The organism is Streptomyces sp. NPDC030820, from assembly GCF_055572075.1.
Map to the genome: position 1 here is coordinate 470,022 of NZ_JBVIEB010000006.1, position 18,621 is coordinate 488,642.

The 18,621-nt window shown below is 68.1% G+C and carries 13 protein-coding genes and 2 pseudogenes; 7 read left to right on the forward strand and 8 right to left on the reverse strand.

From position 1 onward, the window contains the following. Positions 1 to 13 precede the first annotated feature (13 nt). From ACZ418_RS19855 to ACZ418_RS19865, 3 genes and pseudogenes are all read left to right on the forward strand, one after another. The gene (locus tag ACZ418_RS19855; RefSeq protein WP_468364292.1) at positions 14 to 2,869 is read left to right on the forward strand and encodes a helix-turn-helix transcriptional regulator; all 2,856 of its coding nucleotides are present in this window, start codon (positions 14 to 16) and stop codon (positions 2,867 to 2,869) included. A 213-nt stretch (positions 2,870 to 3,082) separates the two neighbouring features. Then, positions 3,083 to 3,571: a hypothetical protein gene (locus ACZ418_RS19860; RefSeq protein WP_468364295.1), complete on the forward strand. Its 489-nt coding sequence runs from the start codon at positions 3,083 to 3,085 to the stop codon at positions 3,569 to 3,571. Positions 3,572 to 3,605: 34 nt separating this feature from the next. Further along, positions 3,606 to 4,196: pseudogene (locus ACZ418_RS19865) on the forward strand (malonic semialdehyde reductase). 37 nt (positions 4,197 to 4,233) lie between these two features. Here ACZ418_RS19865 and ACZ418_RS19870 read toward each other — a convergent pair. Together ACZ418_RS19870 and ACZ418_RS19875 are read right to left on the reverse strand one after the other, a co-directional pair. Continuing rightward, the gene (locus ACZ418_RS19870) at positions 4,234 to 4,749 is read right to left on the reverse strand and encodes a hypothetical protein (RefSeq protein WP_468364298.1); all 516 of its coding nucleotides are present in this window, start codon (positions 4,747 to 4,749) and stop codon (positions 4,234 to 4,236) included. Positions 4,750 to 4,890: 141 nt separating this feature from the next. After that, a complete protein-coding gene (locus ACZ418_RS19875; protein ID WP_382026456.1) occupies positions 4,891 to 5,169 on the reverse strand; it encodes a hypothetical protein in 279 nt (92 codons plus the stop codon). Between the two features lie 314 nt (positions 5,170 to 5,483). Between ACZ418_RS19875 and ACZ418_RS19880 the strand changes: the two genes are divergently transcribed. From ACZ418_RS19880 to ACZ418_RS19895, 4 genes and pseudogenes are all read left to right on the forward strand, one after another. Then, on the forward strand, positions 5,484 to 6,215 hold the full coding sequence (locus ACZ418_RS19880; RefSeq protein WP_468364301.1) for an alpha/beta hydrolase family protein: 732 nt from the start codon (positions 5,484 to 5,486) through the stop codon (positions 6,213 to 6,215). 162 nt (positions 6,216 to 6,377) lie between these two features. Further along, entirely contained in the window at positions 6,378 to 7,961 is a 1,584-nt protein-coding gene (locus ACZ418_RS19885) for an FMN-binding glutamate synthase family protein (protein ID WP_468364303.1), read from the forward strand. A 58-nt stretch (positions 7,962 to 8,019) separates the two neighbouring features. Then, positions 8,020 to 8,377 (forward strand): annotated as a pseudogene (locus ACZ418_RS19890) (IS701 family transposase); the annotation flags it as partial. A gap of 383 nt (positions 8,378 to 8,760) precedes the next feature. After that, positions 8,761 to 9,051 (forward strand): hypothetical protein, encoded by a 291-nt coding sequence (locus ACZ418_RS19895; protein ID WP_468364306.1) that lies wholly within the window; start codon positions 8,761 to 8,763, stop codon positions 9,049 to 9,051. A gap of 841 nt (positions 9,052 to 9,892) precedes the next feature. Here ACZ418_RS19895 and ACZ418_RS19900 read toward each other — a convergent pair. From ACZ418_RS19900 to ACZ418_RS19925, 6 genes are all read right to left on the reverse strand, one after another. Continuing rightward, a complete protein-coding gene (locus ACZ418_RS19900; RefSeq protein WP_468364308.1) occupies positions 9,893 to 10,075 on the reverse strand; it encodes a hypothetical protein in 183 nt (60 codons plus the stop codon). A gap of 1,188 nt (positions 10,076 to 11,263) precedes the next feature. Beyond that, positions 11,264 to 12,100, reverse strand: coding sequence for a GNAT family N-acetyltransferase (locus ACZ418_RS19905; RefSeq protein WP_468364311.1), 837 nt, complete (start codon positions 12,098 to 12,100; stop codon positions 11,264 to 11,266). A 79-nt stretch (positions 12,101 to 12,179) separates the two neighbouring features. Then, entirely contained in the window at positions 12,180 to 13,391 is a 1,212-nt protein-coding gene (locus tag ACZ418_RS19910; protein ID WP_468364313.1) for a bifunctional class I SAM-dependent methyltransferase/NUDIX hydrolase, read from the reverse strand. Continuing rightward, a complete protein-coding gene (gene fxlM / locus ACZ418_RS19915) occupies positions 13,375 to 15,279 on the reverse strand; it encodes a methyltransferase, FxLD system (RefSeq protein WP_468364315.1) in 1,905 nt (634 codons plus the stop codon). The genes ACZ418_RS19910 and fxlM overlap by 17 nt, the downstream gene beginning before the upstream one ends. Before the next feature lie 20 nt (positions 15,280 to 15,299). After that, complete coding sequence (locus ACZ418_RS19920; RefSeq protein WP_468364406.1) at positions 15,300 to 17,261, reverse strand: ABC transporter ATP-binding protein; 1,962 nt, start codon at positions 17,259 to 17,261, stop codon at positions 15,300 to 15,302. 484 nt (positions 17,262 to 17,745) lie between these two features. Beyond that, complete coding sequence (locus tag ACZ418_RS19925; protein WP_468364318.1) at positions 17,746 to 18,546, reverse strand: 3-deoxy-manno-octulosonate cytidylyltransferase; 801 nt, start codon at positions 18,544 to 18,546, stop codon at positions 17,746 to 17,748. Positions 18,547 to 18,621: the final 75 nt, after the last annotated feature.

The following is an 18,621-nucleotide window of genomic DNA, read 5'->3' on the forward strand; positions in this document are numbered from 1 at the left end:
GCATGCTGGCCCCATGCGCAGCACAGACCCCGTGGGTGACCGGCCCGGTGGGCGTGGGCACCGGGCCGTGAACGGCCTGCGCCTCAGGGGACGGGGCCGCGAGATGGCGGCTGTCCGTGAGGCCCTGGGCGCGGTACGTGCCGGGCGGGGTGCCTGCGTCGTCGTGGAAGGCGCACCCGGCGTCGGCAAGAGCCGGCTGCTGGCGGAGCTGGACGACATGGCACGGCGGTCCGGATTCGACGTGGTGTCCGTACGCGCCGACGAGCTCGACCAGTACGCCGCCGGAGCCGCCCTGCAGTCCGCCCTGCAGTCCTCCGACGGTTCCGAACGAGCGGCCAGGGCCACAGACGACGAGCGGCTGTGGCTGCTGGACAGCATCACGGACGCTCTCGAGGAGCGTGCCCAGCGCGCCCCGGTGGCCGTGCTGGTGGACGATGCGCAGTGGGCGGATCCGGCCACGCTCCTGGTGCTGCGCACCCTGCCCCGGCGACTGGCGGCTTCGCGGATCCTGTGGGTGCTGGCGGTACGGTCGGAGACCGAGCGGCCGACCGTTGCCAGGGTGCGGGAGGACCTCGAACGCCTCGGAGCCCGGTGGCTGACCCTCGGTCCCCTGCCGCAGCAGGAGCTGCAGCACATCGCGGCCGACGTCCTCGGGGCGAAACCGTCACCCGGTCTGGCCCGGCTCCTGCGGGGCGTCGGGGGCAATCCGTTCCTGGCGATCGAACTGGTGCGCGCCTTCGTCGACACGGACGCCGTCAAAGTGGAGGCGGGCGTGGCGAGCCTGCTGCACGACGGCATCCCCGTCGGTTTCCGGCGGAGCGTCGCCGCGCGTCTGGACCGGCTCCCGGAGGATGCCGTGCGCCTCCTCCAGATCGGGTCCGTCCTCGGCCGGGAGTTCGACCTCGGTACGGCCGCCCGCATGCTCGGCAGGCAGGTCGGCAGCCTGCTGTCGGGCGTCGAGGCGGCCCTGAACGCCGGTCTGCTCTCCGGCGACGGGCCGCGATTGGCCTTCCGCCACGACCTCATGCGGCAGGCCGTCCACGAGAATCTGGCGCCGGCCGTACGGACCGCTCTGCACCGGGAGGCCGCCGACATTCTGCGGGGCATCGGGGCACGATCGGCCGAGGTGGCCTGGCACGTCGTCCTGTCGGGCGGCCCGGTCGACGACGACGCCGTGACCACATTGACCACCGCGGTACGGGAACTGTCCTCGTCGGCCCCTGACGCGGCTGCGGACCTGGCTCAGCAGATCGCCGGACTGCTGCCCCTGCACGACCGGCGGCGCATCGCCCTGCTGACCGACGCCGCGGAGTACCTCGGCCGGACCCGCCGGGTGCACCAGGCGCTCGACCTGGTCGACGCGACCCTGTCGGACCGGCTGGAGCCGGTGCAGGAGGCGCGTCTGCGCCTGGTGGCTGCCGAGATCCACCAGGCCGCGGGCGACGATGCCGCAGCGATGACACACCTCCAGCAGGCTCTGGTCCTTCCCGGGCTGCCGACTGACCTGCGAATCAGGCTGCTGAAGACCAAGGCGACGGGCCACGTGTACCTCGGGGACATCACCGCTGCCGAGCAGACCGACATCGGACTGGTCGAGGCCTCCTACCGCAGCGAGGACCCGGCCGTCGTCGTCAGCGCCATGGTGTTCCAGTCGCAGACGTTCTTCTACCGTGGGCGCCTGGCCCGCGCCCTTGAGCTCGCCGAGGAGGCCACGGCACGCGCCGCCGGCACGGAGTCCGGCGTACTCTACCTGCGGCCTCCGCGGATTCCCGCGCTGTGGCTGGCCACGGTGCTGACCGCCACCGACCGGCTCGCGGACACCGAGCGGGTGCTGCGGGAGGGGCAGCGCGAAGCGGAGACGCTGGGCCTGGGCTGGTCGCTTCCCCACTGGCATGCGAGCCGTGCCTGCGCGCTGTTCGAACAGGGGGCGCTGGACGACGCGGCCGTGGAGGCCGAGTCCAGTCTGATGGTGGCCGACGAACTCGAGATCACCCAGCCGAATCCGCAGGCCCGCTCCGTCCTGGCATTGGTGGAGATCAGACGCGGTGACCTCGCCAAAGCCAGGGACCATCTCCGCGCCGCCGAAGCCGGATCCGGCACGAGCACCCAGCGGTTCGGCCTGTGGGTGTCGCTCGCACGCGCCTGCCTGGCCGACGCGGAGGGCCGGGACACCGCAGCGGCAGCGGCGATCGGCGGCAGCTTCACGGACGCCGAGCCGGCACGCCTGCTTGCGGTGCCGCCGTCCCACTGGCCCGGGATCGTGCGCATGGCGCTCCGCGGCGAGGACCCCTCGCTCGCGCAGGCCGTGTCCGGCGCATTGCGCACCCTGGCCGCACAGGACGGCGGCCAGCAGATCGTCGGGACAGTCCGTGCCCATGTGGACGGCCTGCTCCACCACGACCGGGGCGCACTGGCGTCCGCCGTCACCGGTTACCGGAGCACCGGCAGGCGGCTGGCCCTGGCCGCGGTCTGCGAGGACCTCGGGGACCGCGTGGCCGCGTCGGGCGACAGCACGTCGGCGATCCCGTATTTCGAAGAGGCGGGTGAGCTGGCGTCGGCTTGCGGAGCCCTGCGCGATCACGAACGGATCATGCGGCGCCTCAGACAGTTCGGCGTGCGCACAGCTGCCCCACGGCACCACACGACCGGCGCAGCGGGATGGGAGAGCCTGACCGAATCCGAGCGGAAGCTCATCCCGCTCGTCGTGGAGGGCCTCACCAACCGGGCCATCGCCGACCGGCTCTACGTGTCCGTGCACACCGTCAACACGCATATGAAGCACATCTTCACCAAGCTCGGCATCAACACACGAGTCGAACTGACCCGGCTGGCGATCGAACGGGGCGGCATCGCCGACGGGGCGGACTGAGCGACGCCTGCGGCGGCGGGGCGCGGCGGCGAGGATCCCGTGAATGGGCGATGCAGGCGGCTGACGTACGGGTGATCCTGGTCGCGACGGCGCCACAGGCACGGTGCCGTCAGCGACCCGATCACATGCGGACGGCTGAGCCCGGAGACCGACCGGGTCGTTCCCCTGGCGCAGACCGGGCCGCGTACCAGGCGCTCGAGAAGGAGTACCGGCGTGGGAGGACTTTCCCCCGTGTCGCGGACGGATGGTCAACCGCGGCCCGGGTCGGTCGGCACCGGCGCGGTCGCCGGACGCGGATACCGCGGCCAGCTCCGTGCAGCCGTGGCCGCGAGCGCGGCCCCGCACGGATACACCCTGGCGCTGTGGACCGCCACCGCCGTGACGTCGTCCGATCGGGGCGCCCCAGGGACGGCCGAAGTCCTGGCACTCCTCGCCGGTGCGACGCTCGCCTTCGTCGGGCTGGGTGCCGTCGCGTACGGCGGCTCCCCCATGAAGCCGCAGAGGTCCGCCCCGGCCGGCACGTGGATATGGGCCGCCTTCCATCTGCCCATGGCGACTCTCGCTGCGCTGGTCAGCCTGTTGCTCGCATGGTGCTGTTCCGGTCCCCTCCTGTGGGGGCTCGTCGGGACGACCACGACGGCTGTCTATCTGCTTGCTGTCAGCGCCCAGTTCCTCTGTTTCTCAGTTCGCCGAATCACCTAGATGCCAAAGCCGCACACGCAGTAAGAGGTTCACCATGTCACTCGCACTCGACCCCGCAGCCCAAGACCTTCTGTTCCGGGAGGCTCGTACCGCCAACACCTTCACCGACGACCCGGTGACGGACGACCAGGTGAAGGCCATCTACGAACTGGTCAAGTACGGTCCCACCAGCATGAACCAGCAGCCGCTGCGGATCGTGCTGGTTCGTTCCGCCGAGGCGCGTGAACGCCTGACCGGACACCTGTCCGAGGGAAACCGTAAGAAGACCGCGGCCGCCCCTCTCGTCGCCATCCTCGCCGCGGACAATGAGTTCCACGAGGAACTGCCGAGCTAGTTCCCCCACTTCCCGCAGGCACGGGATCTCTTCGCCGAGCGTGCGGTGCGTGAGCGTTCCGCAAGGCTCAATGCGCTCCTCCAGGTCGGCTACTTCATCATCGGCGTCCGCGCGGCCGGCCTGGCCGCGGGGCCGATGACCGGCTTCGACGCCGAGGGCATCGACAAGGAGTTCTTCAGCGACGGCGAGCATTCGGTTCTCGCCGTCGTCAACATCGGCAGGCCGGGCGAGAATGCCTGGTTCCCGCGCTCCCCACGCCTGACGTACGCCCAAGTGGTCACGACCGTCTGATGCACTGCCAGGCATCTGAGCTCCGGAACCCCTCCGGTCATCCACGCGTCCGCAGGCCCGGGGGGAGGGTCTCCCCCTCCGGGACCGGTTCCGTCCGGCTCCCGGCGGTGTCGCCGATGGCGGTGTGCGCGGGCGGCCATGGCAGCAGGGCGATCAGGGAGTGTGCCCGGTGGATGAGGAAGGCGGCGAGCGGCAGTTCGGTGGCCAGGGCAAGGCCCCCCGCCATCCAGACGTCCTCAGTTCCGACATCGAGCGAGATGTCGAACCAGGTGTCGCAGATCAGCAGGACTGCTGTGGCGTGCGCGTACAGAATGACCGAACGGCTGCGGCGCCAGGCCAGGAACGCCGTGGACGCCAACGCGATGATGAGCAGCACGTCGAATCCGACCCAGGTCAGGCGCCACTGGTGCACGTGGTGGGACGACGGCAGCGTCAGACCCAGCATCACGGTCCACGGTATGAGACAGGCGGCGCACGTGGCGAGCAGCTCAGCGGTGTGCTTTCTCCGGCGGTCCGGCGCGAGGCCGCGACGGTTGGCGTGTTCCTTGGTCACTTGGGGTCCGTCCTCGCGCACTTCCTCCGACACCGGCAGGTTTCCCGGATTCCACACGGGCACAGCCGTATACGTCGTTCCGAATATTCCCGCGGTGTGCCACCGAACCTCTCGGGCCGCGGGCGACGCCGGTGTCACCCACTACGGGCGTGCCAACCCGAACGTCTTCAGCTGTTCCCAGATCCACGGGTAGAAGCGGTCGTACGTGGAACAGTCCCAGACGTGTCCGCGATGTCCGTCGTGGTGCCCACCGACGGTTCCCGTCTCGGCCACCGCACCCGCTCGGGCGGGGACGCGCGCGTCGGCCGGAAGAGCAGCCGCGTTCGCGGAACCCCCGGCGACGAGGAGGGTGCCTCCGGCGAATGCCAGAGCGGCGGCGGTGGTCGCTATACGCCGTACGAGCTTGTTCTTGGTACGCAAAACAATCACTCCCTGGTTTCCGGAGAGTAGAAACTCCCAACCCGGCCAGTTTCGATCAGGAAGGTGCGTAGTGCATCGCATGATCTGGTGATTGACTGCTGCCCAGGTGGGGCCGTGCTGCAGGTATGTATTGTGGGCTTGAGTCGAGACTTGGTAGTCACATGAATCGCCAGATTGTGCGATGTTCTCGGTTCCTTTCCGGTCCACTCTGCCCAGAGAGCTGATACCGCTCGAGTTTTCTTGACTCGGCGGTCGCCTGCCGAAGAAAAGTGGCACACGAAACCAGATCGGGGTCGGGGGCGTGGAGGGCCGGGATGTCCAGGCGCAGTAGCAAAATCGAGTTCGTAGGCTCGCAGGGCGTCCCGCTCGTGGCGCGCCTGGATCTGCCGGAGGGGACGCCTTGGGCGTACGCCGTATTCGCCCCCTGCTTCACATGCGGCAAGGACTGGTTGGCGGCCGCTCGGATCTGCCGGGAGTTGGCCGAACGCGGAATCGCGGTCCTCAGTGTGGACTTCACCGGCATCGGTGAGTCCGGGGGTGACTTCGCCGACAGTACATTCAGCTCCGATGTGGACGATCTCGTGCGCGCCGCCGACCACTTGCGTGAGAACTTCACGGCACCGTCGCTCCTCATCGGGCATTCGCTGGGCGGCGCAGCCGTGCTGGCCGCCGCGCACCGGATACCCGAGACGGCGGCGGTGGCCACGATCGGTGCGCCTGCGGAGCCGGAGCACGTCGTGCGCACGTTCGGCGGCAGGCGGGAGGAGATCGAGCGGCACGGGGAGGCCGAGGTGCGTCTCGGAGGCCGCGTGTTCCACATCCGTCGGGAGTTCCTCGACGACATCGCCGCGCAGCCTCAGGCCCAGCGCATCCGCCGACTGCGTCACGCGCTCCTGGTGTGCACTCGCCGATCGACGAGACGGTGGGTGTGGAGAACGCCCAGCGGATCCTCGAGGCGGCACGGCACCCCAAGTCCTTTGTCGCGATCGATGGCGCCGACCATCTGCTCACCGATCGTGCCGACGCCCGCTATGTCGCGACGCTGATGGCCGCATGGGCCGGCCGTTACGCGCGCGGTTCGGTCCAGGCCGGGCCGGCGTGACGGAATTCGCATACCCCGAGCCGATAGGACTTCCGTGCGCCGAATGTGCCGTATATCGCACCATTCAGACATTGTGACGCTACTGGGACAGGAGTAGGTTTCGCACGTGATTAGAATTGCATCGATCGCATTTATTGGAGTCCTCGCAGTCGCATTCGGATCCTTCGCGGCGACCGTATCTCCCTGGTGGTGGCCAGCCGCCGTGCTGTGCGCGGCGTTGGCGGGCGTGGGTACCTACGATCTCCTCCAAAAGCGTCACTCGGTGCTGCGCAACTACCCTGTGCTGGGACATGTGCGCTTCATGCTGGAGTCGATCCGGCCGGAGTTGCAGCAGTATTTCATTGAGCGTAATTACGACGGCCGTCCCTACGACCGGGATGTGCGCAGTCTCGTCTATCAGCGCGCCAAGGGCTTGGAAGCGGAGCAAGCGTTCGGGACCGAACGGAACGTCTATGCCGAAGGCTACGAGTACTTCGAGTCGTCGATGAGGCCACGCCCGGTGCCGGCGGAGCAGCCGAGGGTCCGCATCGGTGGTCCGGACTGCACCAAGCCCTACGACATGGCCCTGTTCAATGTCTCGGCGATGAGTTTCGGCTCGCTGTCCGCCAACGCCATCCTCGCCCTGAACCAGGGCGCCGCCCTCGGGGGCTTCGCACACGACACGGGTGAGGGCGGCCTGTCGGAATACCATCTGCGGCACGGTGGCGACCTGGTGTGGGAGATCGGTACCGGATACTTCGGCTGCCGCACCGAGGACGGCCGTTTCGACCGGGCGCGGTTCGCGGAAAAGGCCGCTCACGACAGCGTGAAGTGCGTGTCGCTGAAGCTGTCCCAGGGAGCCAAACCCGGCATCGGAGGAGTGCTGCCCGGGGAGAAGGTCACCGCCGAGATAGCCCGGGTGCGCGAAGTCCCCGAGGGGCGGACCGTCATCTCGCCCCCGTACCACGAGGTTTTCAGTACCCCACGGGAACTGATCCGATTCATCGCCGAGATGCGCGAGCTGTCCGGGGGCAAGCCGGTCGGCTTCAAGCTCTGTGTGGGCTCCCGGCGTGAGTTCCTGGCGGTGTGCAAGGCCGTGATCGAGGAGGGCACCGCGCCCGATTTCATCATCGTCGACGGAGCGGAGGGCGGCACCGGAGCCGCCCCGCTGGAGTTCGCCGACCATCTGGGCAGCCCCCTCACCGAGGGCCTCATCACGGTCCACAACGCTCTGGTCGGCGCCGGCCTGCGGGACCGGATCAGGATCGGCGCCAGCGGCAAGGTGGCCACCGGAGCCGACATCGTCAAGCGCATGGTGCAGGGCGCCGACTTCACCAATGCGGCTCGCGCCATGATGTTCGCGATCGGCTGCATCCAGGCGCAGAGCTGCCACACCAACACCTGCCCCGCCGGAGTCGCCACACAAGACCCGCGACGCGCCCGCGCGTTGCACGTCGACGACAAGTCGGTCCGGGTCCAGCGCTTCCAGTCCGCCACGGTGAACAGCTCCCTGAAGATCATCGCCTCGCTGGGCGTGAACGGACCGGCCGAGCTGCGCCCGCACATGCTGCGCCGGCGCGTGGATCCGGTCACGGTCCGCTCCTACGCGGAGCTCTATGAATGGCTGGACCCGGGGCAGTTGCTGATCGAGCCGCCGGAGTCCTGGGCGGTGGACTGGAAGGCCGCCGATCCTGATCGTTTCGCCGCTTGACTGGTCTCGCCGCGGTGAGCGGGCGGGGTGCGCCATCGACGCCGGCACCCCGCCGCTCTTCGCCGTGCCCAAGTCGCGGCCCGTGCACGGCCCGCGCATCGACCACGTCCTCGCCCAGGCCCCGCCCGAGGCATGGCAGCATCTGTCGGCGGGTGCGGGAGCCAAGGGCGAACGGTTCTACGACTGGGCAGCCGCCCGCTTGCCCGCAGTGTGGGAGTTCGACGGCGACGAGCCAACCTGGCAGCGGCGGATGCTGGGCCGCCGCAGCATGAGCAAGCCCGACGAAATCGCGTACTACCTCGCCTGCGCCCCGCTGGCGGCCACCGTCGTAGAAGTACGAGGTCCGCCGCTACATGGGATGGTGCCGGCACATCACGCTCACCATGCTCGCCCACGCGTTCCTCACGGTGAGGGCCGTCCAGAAGTGAGAAAATGGGGTGACCCGGCCGACGCACCCGACCTCGTGGACCTCACACCAGCTGAAATCCGTCGTCTGCTGGCAGCTGAAGCCCGCCACCCTCCTGCATGCCGCGACCACGCGGTGAACTGGTCCGGATGGTGGCGTCGCCACCAAGTACGCGCCCGCCGCTGTCACTAGATGCGGCGCGGACACACGTTGGTGGGACAGCCCGTCCAAGACCGTCCCACCCATGCCAAACCCTCGCTACGCTCCCCAGCTCTGACTGACTCACCGCTACTACACCATGCCCGGTTTGGCGCTGCCATGCTGGGCCGTGGCGGACGACGTTCAGCGGGAATCTTCCGCGAGCTCAAATTTCCATCTGCCGATGGAGTCACAGTGCAGGCACCGTATTTCGGTCCAAGCCTGGTCAAGAATGAGGTGCTTGCGTCGTCCACGTTCGGCGGGTGTCTCTGCCCGTTCGGCGGCGATCCGCCGAGCCTGTTGTTGGTCCCTGGCGTTGTCGACCAGGTAGAAGCACCGAATTATACGATCGGGGGCAACGTGGTAGCGGAATCCGATCAACCAGATGACGGTGTCAATCATTGTCGGCTCATCAGCTTCAACGAGGGGATCGGTGAATGGCATTTCATGTCAGTGATTCTCCTGGCCGACTGCCAGCCACGCTGAAAGCCAGGGCTCCAGTCCGTCTGTGAATGTTTGGCCTGGCTCATACTTCGGAGAGTCGAGATCGGTGGTGGCGCACTCCGGGATGCGCGTGTGACAAGGCGAGGAAGGTTGGGACTCAGCTGGCGTAGAGCTCAGGGCACTGTCAATACCGCTCATCGTGCAAAACACCCCCGGCTTCTATCAGGAACCAAATACCAACACCATCAGTGTTCGCTGTGCATCGCGTAATCTAGTGAGCGGTCCTTGCGCAGTCAGCACTCCTGGCGCGGAGCTCTTTGTGGGCATCGCGCCAGATCTAATGACGCAGGGTGATGCTCTCACTAATTAGTCGTCAAGTCCGTGTGCCGAGGGGCATCAAGTCGTGAGCTGGGCTTTCTCCCTGGCGTGCCGCGTCGAGTTCGCGCAGCACGCGGTAGGCGTGGATGAGGAGTTTGCGGCCTCACCGCAAGCTGGTGGCGCTCCTCCAGCCTCACTGACGGGGGCGAGGTTCTGTCCACGATGAGACTCCCTCTCCTCCGCATGGGACTGGGCAGTGACCAGGTCTACACGCCGGCGGAGCGTGCGCTGGCGCAATCAGCGAGTTCACATGCGGCAGGCGAAGCGATGATCTTGCGCCGTGGCGGACCGGAAGCGGTGGACTCGAGCCGATGTTTCGTGGACGTTCGATGCGCCGGCGCGACGCGGGTCCTGGGCGGCGAGGCTGACGGGGCAGGTGCTGGTGTGGCAGATATGCGCTGGATGCGTTCGACGGCGAGGGGTGGGGGCTGGGCGGCTTTTGGCGCTGCCGGTTGCTCGGACTGTGATGCTGGGGCGGGGAGTTCGCGTTGACGGACACCCCGGGTCAGTTGACGTGTTCGAACTCCGTGAGCTGGTCCCGGACCCAGGGGTAGAAGCGGTCGAAGCGGTCGTAGGCGTAGCGGCCGCAGTGCCCGTCCGAGGGCTTCCCGTGGTGGCGGTAGCCCTCACTCCTGACTCCGCCGTACCCGCCGTGGTTCCAGCCGGTGGCTCCCGTCCCCGCAACCACCCCTGATTGGGCGGGGGTGGGCGTGTCCGGCGGAAAAGCGGCTGCACTCGCCGAACCGCTGGAAGCGAAGAGAGCACCTGCGGCGACTGCAAAAGACGCAGTCACGATCCCGATACGATGTGCGAGCTTTCCCGTGATCATTTCCCCTCGTCTTATCGATCGCTAACAGGAATCACTATGGATCGGAAAAGGGCGGGGAGCATCGCATGATCGAGTGATTGGTCGGCGTATGACCCGCCATCCTTCTTCGAGGCGTCCCTTTCGGGCTTGACCGCAGAAAGATCGACTCAGGGCGATCCCTGTGTGCGCCGTCGAGTATCTCGTCGCCATCGCACGGTCACCAGTAAAGAGGAGTTACTCGCGACAGGGGAGGGAGCGGTCGGACCGATCACCAGATCATGTGATGCGCCTCAGTTCCTTGCCGTGCCATTCTGACCAGGCAGAAAACCAGTAGCCACGTTCCCTTCGCCCGCGCGGATGTCGGGTGTGTCCGGCAGCTCTTGCGGGCCTGCAGTGCGGGCGACGGCCAGCTCGCTGTCCGGGCCGTCAAGGGCTTCGAGTCGCCGGTAGGAACCGAGCCCTCCGCACGAATGAACGGCCGCAGATGAGCGATCAGACGAAAGTGACGGTCCTGGGAGTGATCGCACTCGTCCTCGGTGTCAGCCTTGTTCTCGTACTGCAGCATGCCTGCACGCACTGATGGACAGCACTCCCGAGGCTCGCCTGGGCCTTCCTGAGGGGACGCCTTGGGTGTACGCCGTATTCGCCCCTGCTTTTTACGTGCGGCAGGGACTGGTTGGCGGCCGCCCGGATCCGCCGGGAGCTGGCCGGACACGGAATCGCGGTCCTCAATGCGAATCTCGCCGGCATCGGGGAGCCCGGGGCGACTTCGCCGGCAGCAGGTTCAGCTGTTTCTGGCGAGGAGCCCCGGGCCTTGAGGCCCGGGAGGAATCGCCTCCTCAACCACGGTGCCGCGCAGCGGCGCCGCTTCGCTGAGCGTCCTGGTCAAGCGGTCGGCAGGGCGGCTATTGGCGGTCTCGGGAGGTGCGGCACATTGGTAACTGCAGCCCAGGTCGGGTCCGTTGTCAGTGTCGAGGGGTAATACGGTTCGTCGCGTGAAGATCGTTGTGCAGGCAAAGCTGCTGCCAACCGCCGAGCAGGCGGTCGCGCTGCGGTCCACGCTGCTCGTCAGCGTGGCAGCTCGTCGCCGGAATCCTGTGACGGAAGGAACTTCACGGCTTTTCGGGCCAGGACGGCAGTGAAGTATTCACGTGCGTCGGGACGCAGTCGTGCCAGGGTGACCATGCCGGTGATGACAGCGTCGGCCACCTCGTCCTGTACGTCTGTCCACGTGTGGCTGTGCCCTTTTCTCGGATTGGTGCCCCGGGCTCCGATGACGGCCTGCGCAGCCTCGCCTACCTCTTCGGCGAGCTTGAGCACTTGCAGCGTCCATTGCTCCTCTGGTGCGAGTCCGTTCTCGGTATCGAGGCGGCTGAACGTGTCGGCCAGACGCTGGATCGTGTCCCAATCGTCGGTGAGAGCGCCGCGTCTGTGCTGACCGCGGGATTGCGGAGGCAGTGCGGTTCTGCGCATGAGTGCTGGATCGCTGACGAATCCAAGCTCCTCGTACAGTGACCTGGATTCGTCACTGGCGTGCAGTTCGAAGAGGGTGATGTCTTCCTGCTCCAGGTCGTTGAGGAGCGCGGTGAGGGCGGCTTTGGCGTAGCCACGGCGTCGGTACCCGGGCTGGGTGGCCACGGCTTGGATGCGTGCGGCCAGTCCCTGCGGATACCGGGGTGCGGGCAGTACGGGGCTGACGAGAGCCAGGGCGCAGGTGACGAGGCCTCCCTCGGGTGCGTCGACGACGTAGGCCCGGGCATCGCCGTGAGTCTGGAGGCGTTCGGCCAGTTGGTCTCGGCAAACGGCTAGCCAGTCCGGGGCAAGCGGTTGGGAGAGGATCAGCTCGGATCGCAGGCGGGTGATGCCTTCGGCATCGGCGGGCGTGGCACGGCGTGGAGTGGTCACGGCATCGGTCCTGTTGATTCAGCGATGGACGAGGCGGCAGGGGGTTCACCGGGCGGGTCCTGCCCAATCAGGGCTGGGATCACGCGGAGGCGGTCGTGTGCGGGTCGGTGATGGGCGAGAAGCGGGCGGGGGCGTGGTCGACCGGGAGGTCCGGGCGCCAGGCTGTGAGGATCTGCGCACTGCACTCGAACAGGTCCGGCGGCAGGGCATCCAGCGGCCACCAGCGCCAGTCTCCGACACTCTCGCCAGGCTGGTCGGCCGGCTCGCCTTGCCAGTGGGTGACGAGCGCGCCGAAGGTGACGCGGACGACGTCGCCGACCTGGTCGAGGAACATGCCGAGAAGACGGACGTCGGCCGGGTCAGCGCACAGACCGGTCTCCTCGGCGAGTTCGCGCACGACTGCCTCTTGCAGTGACTCGCCCGGCTCCACGGTCCCGCCGGGCAGCTCCCGTGTGCCCAGCCGGTGTCGGCCAAGGAGGAGGCCCTGGGGTCCGAGCAGCACTGCCCCGACGCCGACGGCCGCGTGGGCGACGGGTGGCTTCGCGGTGCGGGGACGGGCTGTGATCCGGGTCGGCCGGTGGACCTGGAACAGTCGGTAGGAGGCGTGGTTGTTCTTCTCCGGCGCGTCGAGGTCGGTGATGCCCCGCACGCGGAACCCGTAGTGCACGAGCAGGTCTTCCCACAACTCGGCTGTGAGCACCCACATGTGCACGGTGAGATCGTCGCCGCCGGCCAGGCGCAGGATCTCCGGGCGTGGGGTGACGGTCGAAGTGGGGCCGTCGCCAGCGGAGTTGGTGTGCAGCACGGTGAAGTACAGTCGTCCGCCCGGTTTGACGGCGGTGGCCAGGGCGGGCAGGAGCCGGTGTGGGTCGAGGAAGTGGAAGGTGCTGAGGGAGTAGATGACGTCGTACGGGGCTGTCGTGCCCAGGTACTCGACAGCGTCGGCGTGCACCAGCCGCAGGTCCGGTACATCGAGGTAGCGGGCAGGCGCTCTCTCGATCTGGCTGAGGGAAGCATCGACGCCGTCCACCTGCGCTCCGTAGGTGCGGGCCAGGTGGGCGGCGTGCCGACCAGGGCCGCAGCCGATGTCCAGGACCCGCAGGCCCTCGATGTCCCCGAGGATGGCGTCCCCCGGCCCGTTTGCTGCAGGGCCCCAGATGATCTGGTCCACTTCCGGCAGGGGAGTAGCGCGCTCCAGATGGTGCTTTCCATACGTGCCCCAGGCGAGGCGGGCCTGGTGCTCGAAGTCCAACACGTCGACCTCCGGGCTGAGTTCAGGGGTGGAGTGCATAGCAGCGCAGCACGTCGAGATCGGCGGTGTGTACGACGGACCAGCCCGCGGTGAGGATTTCGGCCTCGGCGGGTGTGATCCCAAGGTTCCTGTACGGATCGTTCTCTTTGCGACGGCCGGCGAGTTCGGTGACGACCCAGAAGGTCCCGTCGGGCGCCAGGACCTGTCGGACGCGGTCGAGGAAGGTCGCCTTGTCGTCGATCCACCGATAGACCAGGCGGCAGGTGACGACCGCATACGCGGCATCCGGCAGGGCGCTGAGGTCATCGGAGACGAAGTCCATCAGGTACCAGGCCGGCCCGTCGCCCTGCTGAGTGTTGCGGGCTGCGGCGATGGCGCTGGGCGCGAAATCGATGCCGATGGTGCGGTAACCGAGCTGGTGAAGGTGGCGGGCGAGGGAACCCTCGCCGGTGCCGATGTCGAGAGCCGGTCGTCCGAGGCCCGGTCCGACGTGGTCGGCCAGCAGCACGGCCTCGGTGCGGGTGACCTCACGATACCGGCGTCCGCCGGCCCAGAGCGGCTCCCAGTAGTCGGCGGTGGCCGGCGCGGTCGCCCCTCGGCTGCTTTGTGAGCGGGCAAGACAGCAGGGATTTTGGTCCTGGGCGTTGGCAAGGGCTGCAGGCGCTGTTTCGCCGGGAACGATGGGCCAGTCGATCTTGATTAGCGTGTGCTTCTTGTGGAACACGTGCAGGCCGTCGGTGTAGGCGCTGGTCGGTCCGGTGGCGTCCTTGGGTTGGACCGTGATGTGCGGGCAGGGCGCGGCGCGGTGGTTGCGCTGCCAGTGCTGGACGTGCTCGGCCATTTCTGTGGCCGCCAGGTGACCGGCTGGTCCGTAGCCGTGAATGACGAACTCGTATAGACCTTCGCCGCTTTCGCCGTCTCCGATCCGCTCGTGTGCCAGACGGGCGAGTGACGTCCCACGCACCATGGCCGCGCCGGGCCAGTGCGGGGGTGGGGGGCTGATGAGGCCGGTGCGGCGGTCTGGGGCGACGGACAGGCGGCAGAAGCCGGGGAGCGCGCCGGCCAGAAACAGGGTGAGGGAGTCGAAGGGTTCCTCACCCCCGACGGTGACGTGAGTGCGGACCGTTGAGGGCGCCATGTCGAAGGCCGGGGCCAGCTGGTCGACGGGCGTTGGCGATCCGTCCTCGAAGGCAAGGCGGATGCCGCAGCGTGGGATGGTGCGTAGATCCGGTTCCCATGCGCCGGCGCCCTGCATGGGGACGAAGCCGCACACGGTGAGCGGCTCCTCACTGACGAGCGCACCGTCGCGTTTGGTGAAACCGATGGACCACACGTACTGGTGGAGGCGCAGTGGGGCGACGAGGCGTCCGCCCTCCGCAACCATGGTGATCCACGGCAGGTCCCAGGTGCCGACCGTGACGATCACAGCATCGAAGCCGCCATCGGGGATGGCCTCGGGGGGTAGATGCTCTGCGTCCGCGGTCAGGACACGGACACGGTCGTATCCGGTGGCGTGGAGGGAGCGGGTGGCGCGGTCGGTGACGTCAGGGTCGATGTCGACGGTGGTGACCTGGCCGGTCCGGCCGACCAGTTCGGCGATCAAGGCGGCGTTGTAACCGCCTGAGCCGACTTCCAGGACATGGTGGCCAGGCCGGAGGCGGGCCGATTCGAGCATGACGGCCTGGAGCCACGGTGCGCTGACGGAGCTGCTGATGCGGCCGTCGGGCGTGTGGCGTGTGGGGATGATGTCATCGGCGTACGCGGTCTGCACGGGCACTTCCGGTGCGAAAGCATGGCGGGGAACCCTGCGCAGGGCGGCCTCGACAGTGGCGGTGCGTACGTGGCCGGCCGCGAGGAGCTGATCGACGAGCCAGTGCCGCAGTGCACTGGGATCGTGTTCCTGTGCGGTAGTGGGGGGAGTCGTCACCCTGGGGCCTTTCGAGCGGGTCATGCGGGATCTGCGATGGTGGGGGAGCCGGGGCGGGGGATGGTGCCCGCGGGGGCGTACTGGGCGGCTTGCGCGTCGAACATCGAGGCGTAGCGGCCTTGGGCGGCCATGAGTTCGTCGTGGCTGCCGTGCTCGACGAGCCGTCCGTGGTGCAGGACGTAGATGCGGTCGGCATGGCGGACGCCGGACATGCGGTGGGTGACCAGGACGACGGCCCGGTTCGGGGCGGCGAGCCGGCGGATGCGGTCGAAGGCGGCGATCTCCGCTTCCGGGTCGAGGGCGGAGGTGGGCTCGTCCACGATGAGCACGCCGTCGGCATCCGAGGTGGCACTGCGCCAGTGGGTCCGGGCGAGGCCGATCTTCTGCCACTCGCCGCCGGACAGTTCGCTCGCGCCGCGGAACATCCGGGCCAGCAGGGTGCGTAGCCCGTCGGGAAGCTTTGCGATGACCGGTCCGGCACCCGCGTAGTCCACGGAAGGCTGGAGGTGCTCGGGGTCGGCCGCCCGGGCGGGCCGGCCGATCCGGATGTTCAACGCCGCTGTCACGGGCCAGCGTTGGAAGTCCTGGGTGAGCAGTGAGACGCGGTCGAATACCTCGGAGCGATCCAGGGAGGCGATGTCGGCCTCACCCCATAACACCGTCCCGCTCTGCGGCAGCAACAGGCCCGACAACACCTTCATCAGAGTGCTCTTGCCGGAGCCGTTCTCGCCGACCACGGCGGTGACCGAGCCCATGGGCAGCGTGAGGGAGACCTCGTCCAGGGCGGGGGCTTCCCGGTCCGGGTACCGGTAGCTCACTTTCTCCACGACGACCTGCCTCACCCGCGCCGGGACGGGCTCACCCCCGATGGGAATGGTGCGCCGTGCCGCCTCCTCCAGGAACCGAGCGTGGTCGCGGACATAGAGGGACTCCTCGTGCAACTGGTTCACGTTGATCACCAGCGCGCCCAGGCTCGCCGAACCGGACCGGACGGCGATGACGGCGGTCCCGGCCACGGCCAGACTCATGTGCCCGTTGACGATCAGCAGGAACATCGCCGCGTACGTCACCGCCATGGCGAGTCCGGACAGCGCGGCGGCCACCCACTCGGTGACGGCTTTGCCGGTGGCCAGCCGCTCCTGCTCGGCCTCGGCGCTCTCGGCCATCCGCTCGTAGCGGCTGAGCAGGAACGGCCCGACGGCGTGGATGCGCACCTCCTGGGCGGCGGTGCGCTCGGTGAGCAGGTTGCCGATGAGACGGCTGGCCCGCACGTGCTCGACCCAGGTCATGACCGACACGTACCGTTCCTGCGCCACCCGCATCGCGCCCCAGCCGCGCGGCGCCGCGATCAGGATCAGCATCGGCAGAAGGACCGGGTGGAGGATGGTGAGCACGCCCGCCGTGGAGATCAGGGAGATGGTCCCGTTCAGCGCGGCGACGCAGGCACTGATCATGCGGCGGGCGGATCCGGCGCCGTACTGGGCGACGTCGATCAACCGCCGGAACTCCGGGTCCTCGATGGCCTCCAGTTCGACCGACGCGGCGGCGGCCAGGTACTGGGTCGTCGCGATCCGCTCGACCAGCGGCTCCAACCGGCCCGCCCGCGAGGTGGACCATCCGGCCAGGCCCGAATTGACCACGGCTGCTCCGGCGGCGGCGAGCAGTCCGGGCAGAACTGCGTGCAGCCGCTGCCCGGGGGTGCCGGAGCCGAGCAGCGCGTGCATGACGGCGTTGACCGCGAGCAGCCCGATGGCTGCGGCGAGACCCTGTCCGATCTCGCTGATCGCGACCGTGAGCAGCGCGCGGCGGTCCGCCTGCCACGCCATCCGCAAGGTCGCCCCGACGAGCCTGGTCATGGAGCGCAGAGCCGACATCATCGTCAAGTCCAGCCGGGCACGCTCGTGTTCCGACCAGCCCAAGTCGTAGCGCAAAGGACCGCCGAAGAGCTCCTCCTCGGCGTCGGAGACCTCCGGCTCCGCCATCCGCACCCGATCGAAGAACCTCTTCACAGCGCGCCTCCTGACCCGGGCCGGCTCAGCGCCCGGAAAGCCGGCGTGGGCAGCCACCGCGTCATGGTGAGCGTGATCCGCAAAGAGGCCCCGCGGCTGGACTCGTCTCGGTACGAGCACTCCTCACTCCGGGCCACGTTATGGGGGGTCGCAGGTGCTGGTGTCCTGGCTGAAGTCACAAGGTCCCCCTTGATGGTTGTGTGGCTGCTCCTGCGGCTCAACGAGCCGGTCGGAATTTCGAACACATGTGTTTCGGTCGTGTTGGTAACCCTGGAATTGAGCGCGCGCCGGAGCTTGCGGGTTGCATCGACCCTTGCGGCCCCTGGGCCAGTGACCGGAGTGGCGGTGGCCAAAACGCCGAGCGTGCCGCTGTTCAGACACCCGGGGATGGAGCGTGATCTAGTGGAAGCGGGCGAGCAGAGTGCCGGATCCAGGGAGCGGCGGTCGACCGCGGTTATTAGGAGAAGCGGGCGATCGCAGGCTCGGTGTGAATCCGCAACAAGGTGCTGGCCCTCGCGAGGTCCTCGGGAGTGTCGATCGCCAACCCTTCGTCCGCGACGCCGAGCATCCGTACATCGTGGCCATGTTCGATGAAGCGCAGCATCTCCACGCCTTGGGCACGTTCCAGCGGCCCCTGAGGGAGATGCCGGAACGTGTTGAGGGCCGTTCGGGTGAAGCCGTAGAGACCGAGCTGACGCAGGTACCTCGGTCGGTCACCGCGCGGGTAGGGGATCGGCTGCCGGGAGAACATGAGGGCGTTGTGCTCGGCGTCGACGACGACCTTGACGACGTTGTGGTCCAGGACGGCACCGGCGTCGTCCAGCTCCGTGTACGCGTTCACTGCCAGGGTTCCGGGTGCCAGGTACTCCATGGCTTGGGAGACAGCGTCGATCGCGGTGGGGGAGATGAACGGCTCGTCCCCCTGGACGTTGATGTAGGCGTCTGCGGGCAGGCGTTCTGCGCACTCCGCGACGCGGTCCGTGCCGGTGAGGTGTTCGCCAGTCCGCATACACTCGATGCCCAGGCGGTGACACGCCTTCTCGATGCGTTCGTCATCGGTGGCGACCACCACCCCGTCGAGGCACTTTGCCTCCAGGCAGCGCTGCGCAAGGGGCTTTCCTGGAAATCGGGAGGCTCCCCAGCGGCAAGGGATGACCGCTATGTGGTGGCGGCGCGTCGACTCCGCAGTCGCGGTACTGGCGGCTGGCGACGTTGACTTCCCTGGCGTTGAAGCAGTTGCCGGCGAACATGCTCGCACCGCCCACCACGACGTAGTCCCCGTCGAAGGTCTGGGTGGTGCCCCGGGATTTCACTCTGGCCGGGTGTGGTCGGG

Coding starts and splice junctions, on each gene's coding strand:
- ACZ418_RS19920 (WP_468364406.1), bottom strand. CDS start 17,261: ATGGCGGAGCCGGAGGTCTCCGACGCCGAGGAGGAGCTCTTCGGCGGT.
- ACZ418_RS19855 (WP_468364292.1), top strand. CDS start 14: ATGCGCAGCACAGACCCCGTGGGTGACCGGCCCGGTGGGCGTGGGCAC.
- ACZ418_RS19910 (WP_468364313.1), bottom strand. CDS start 13,391: ATGCACTCCACCCCTGAACTCAGCCCGGAGGTCGACGTGTTGGACTTC.
- ACZ418_RS19880 (WP_468364301.1), top strand. CDS start 5,484: ATGTCCAGGCGCAGTAGCAAAATCGAGTTCGTAGGCTCGCAGGGCGTC.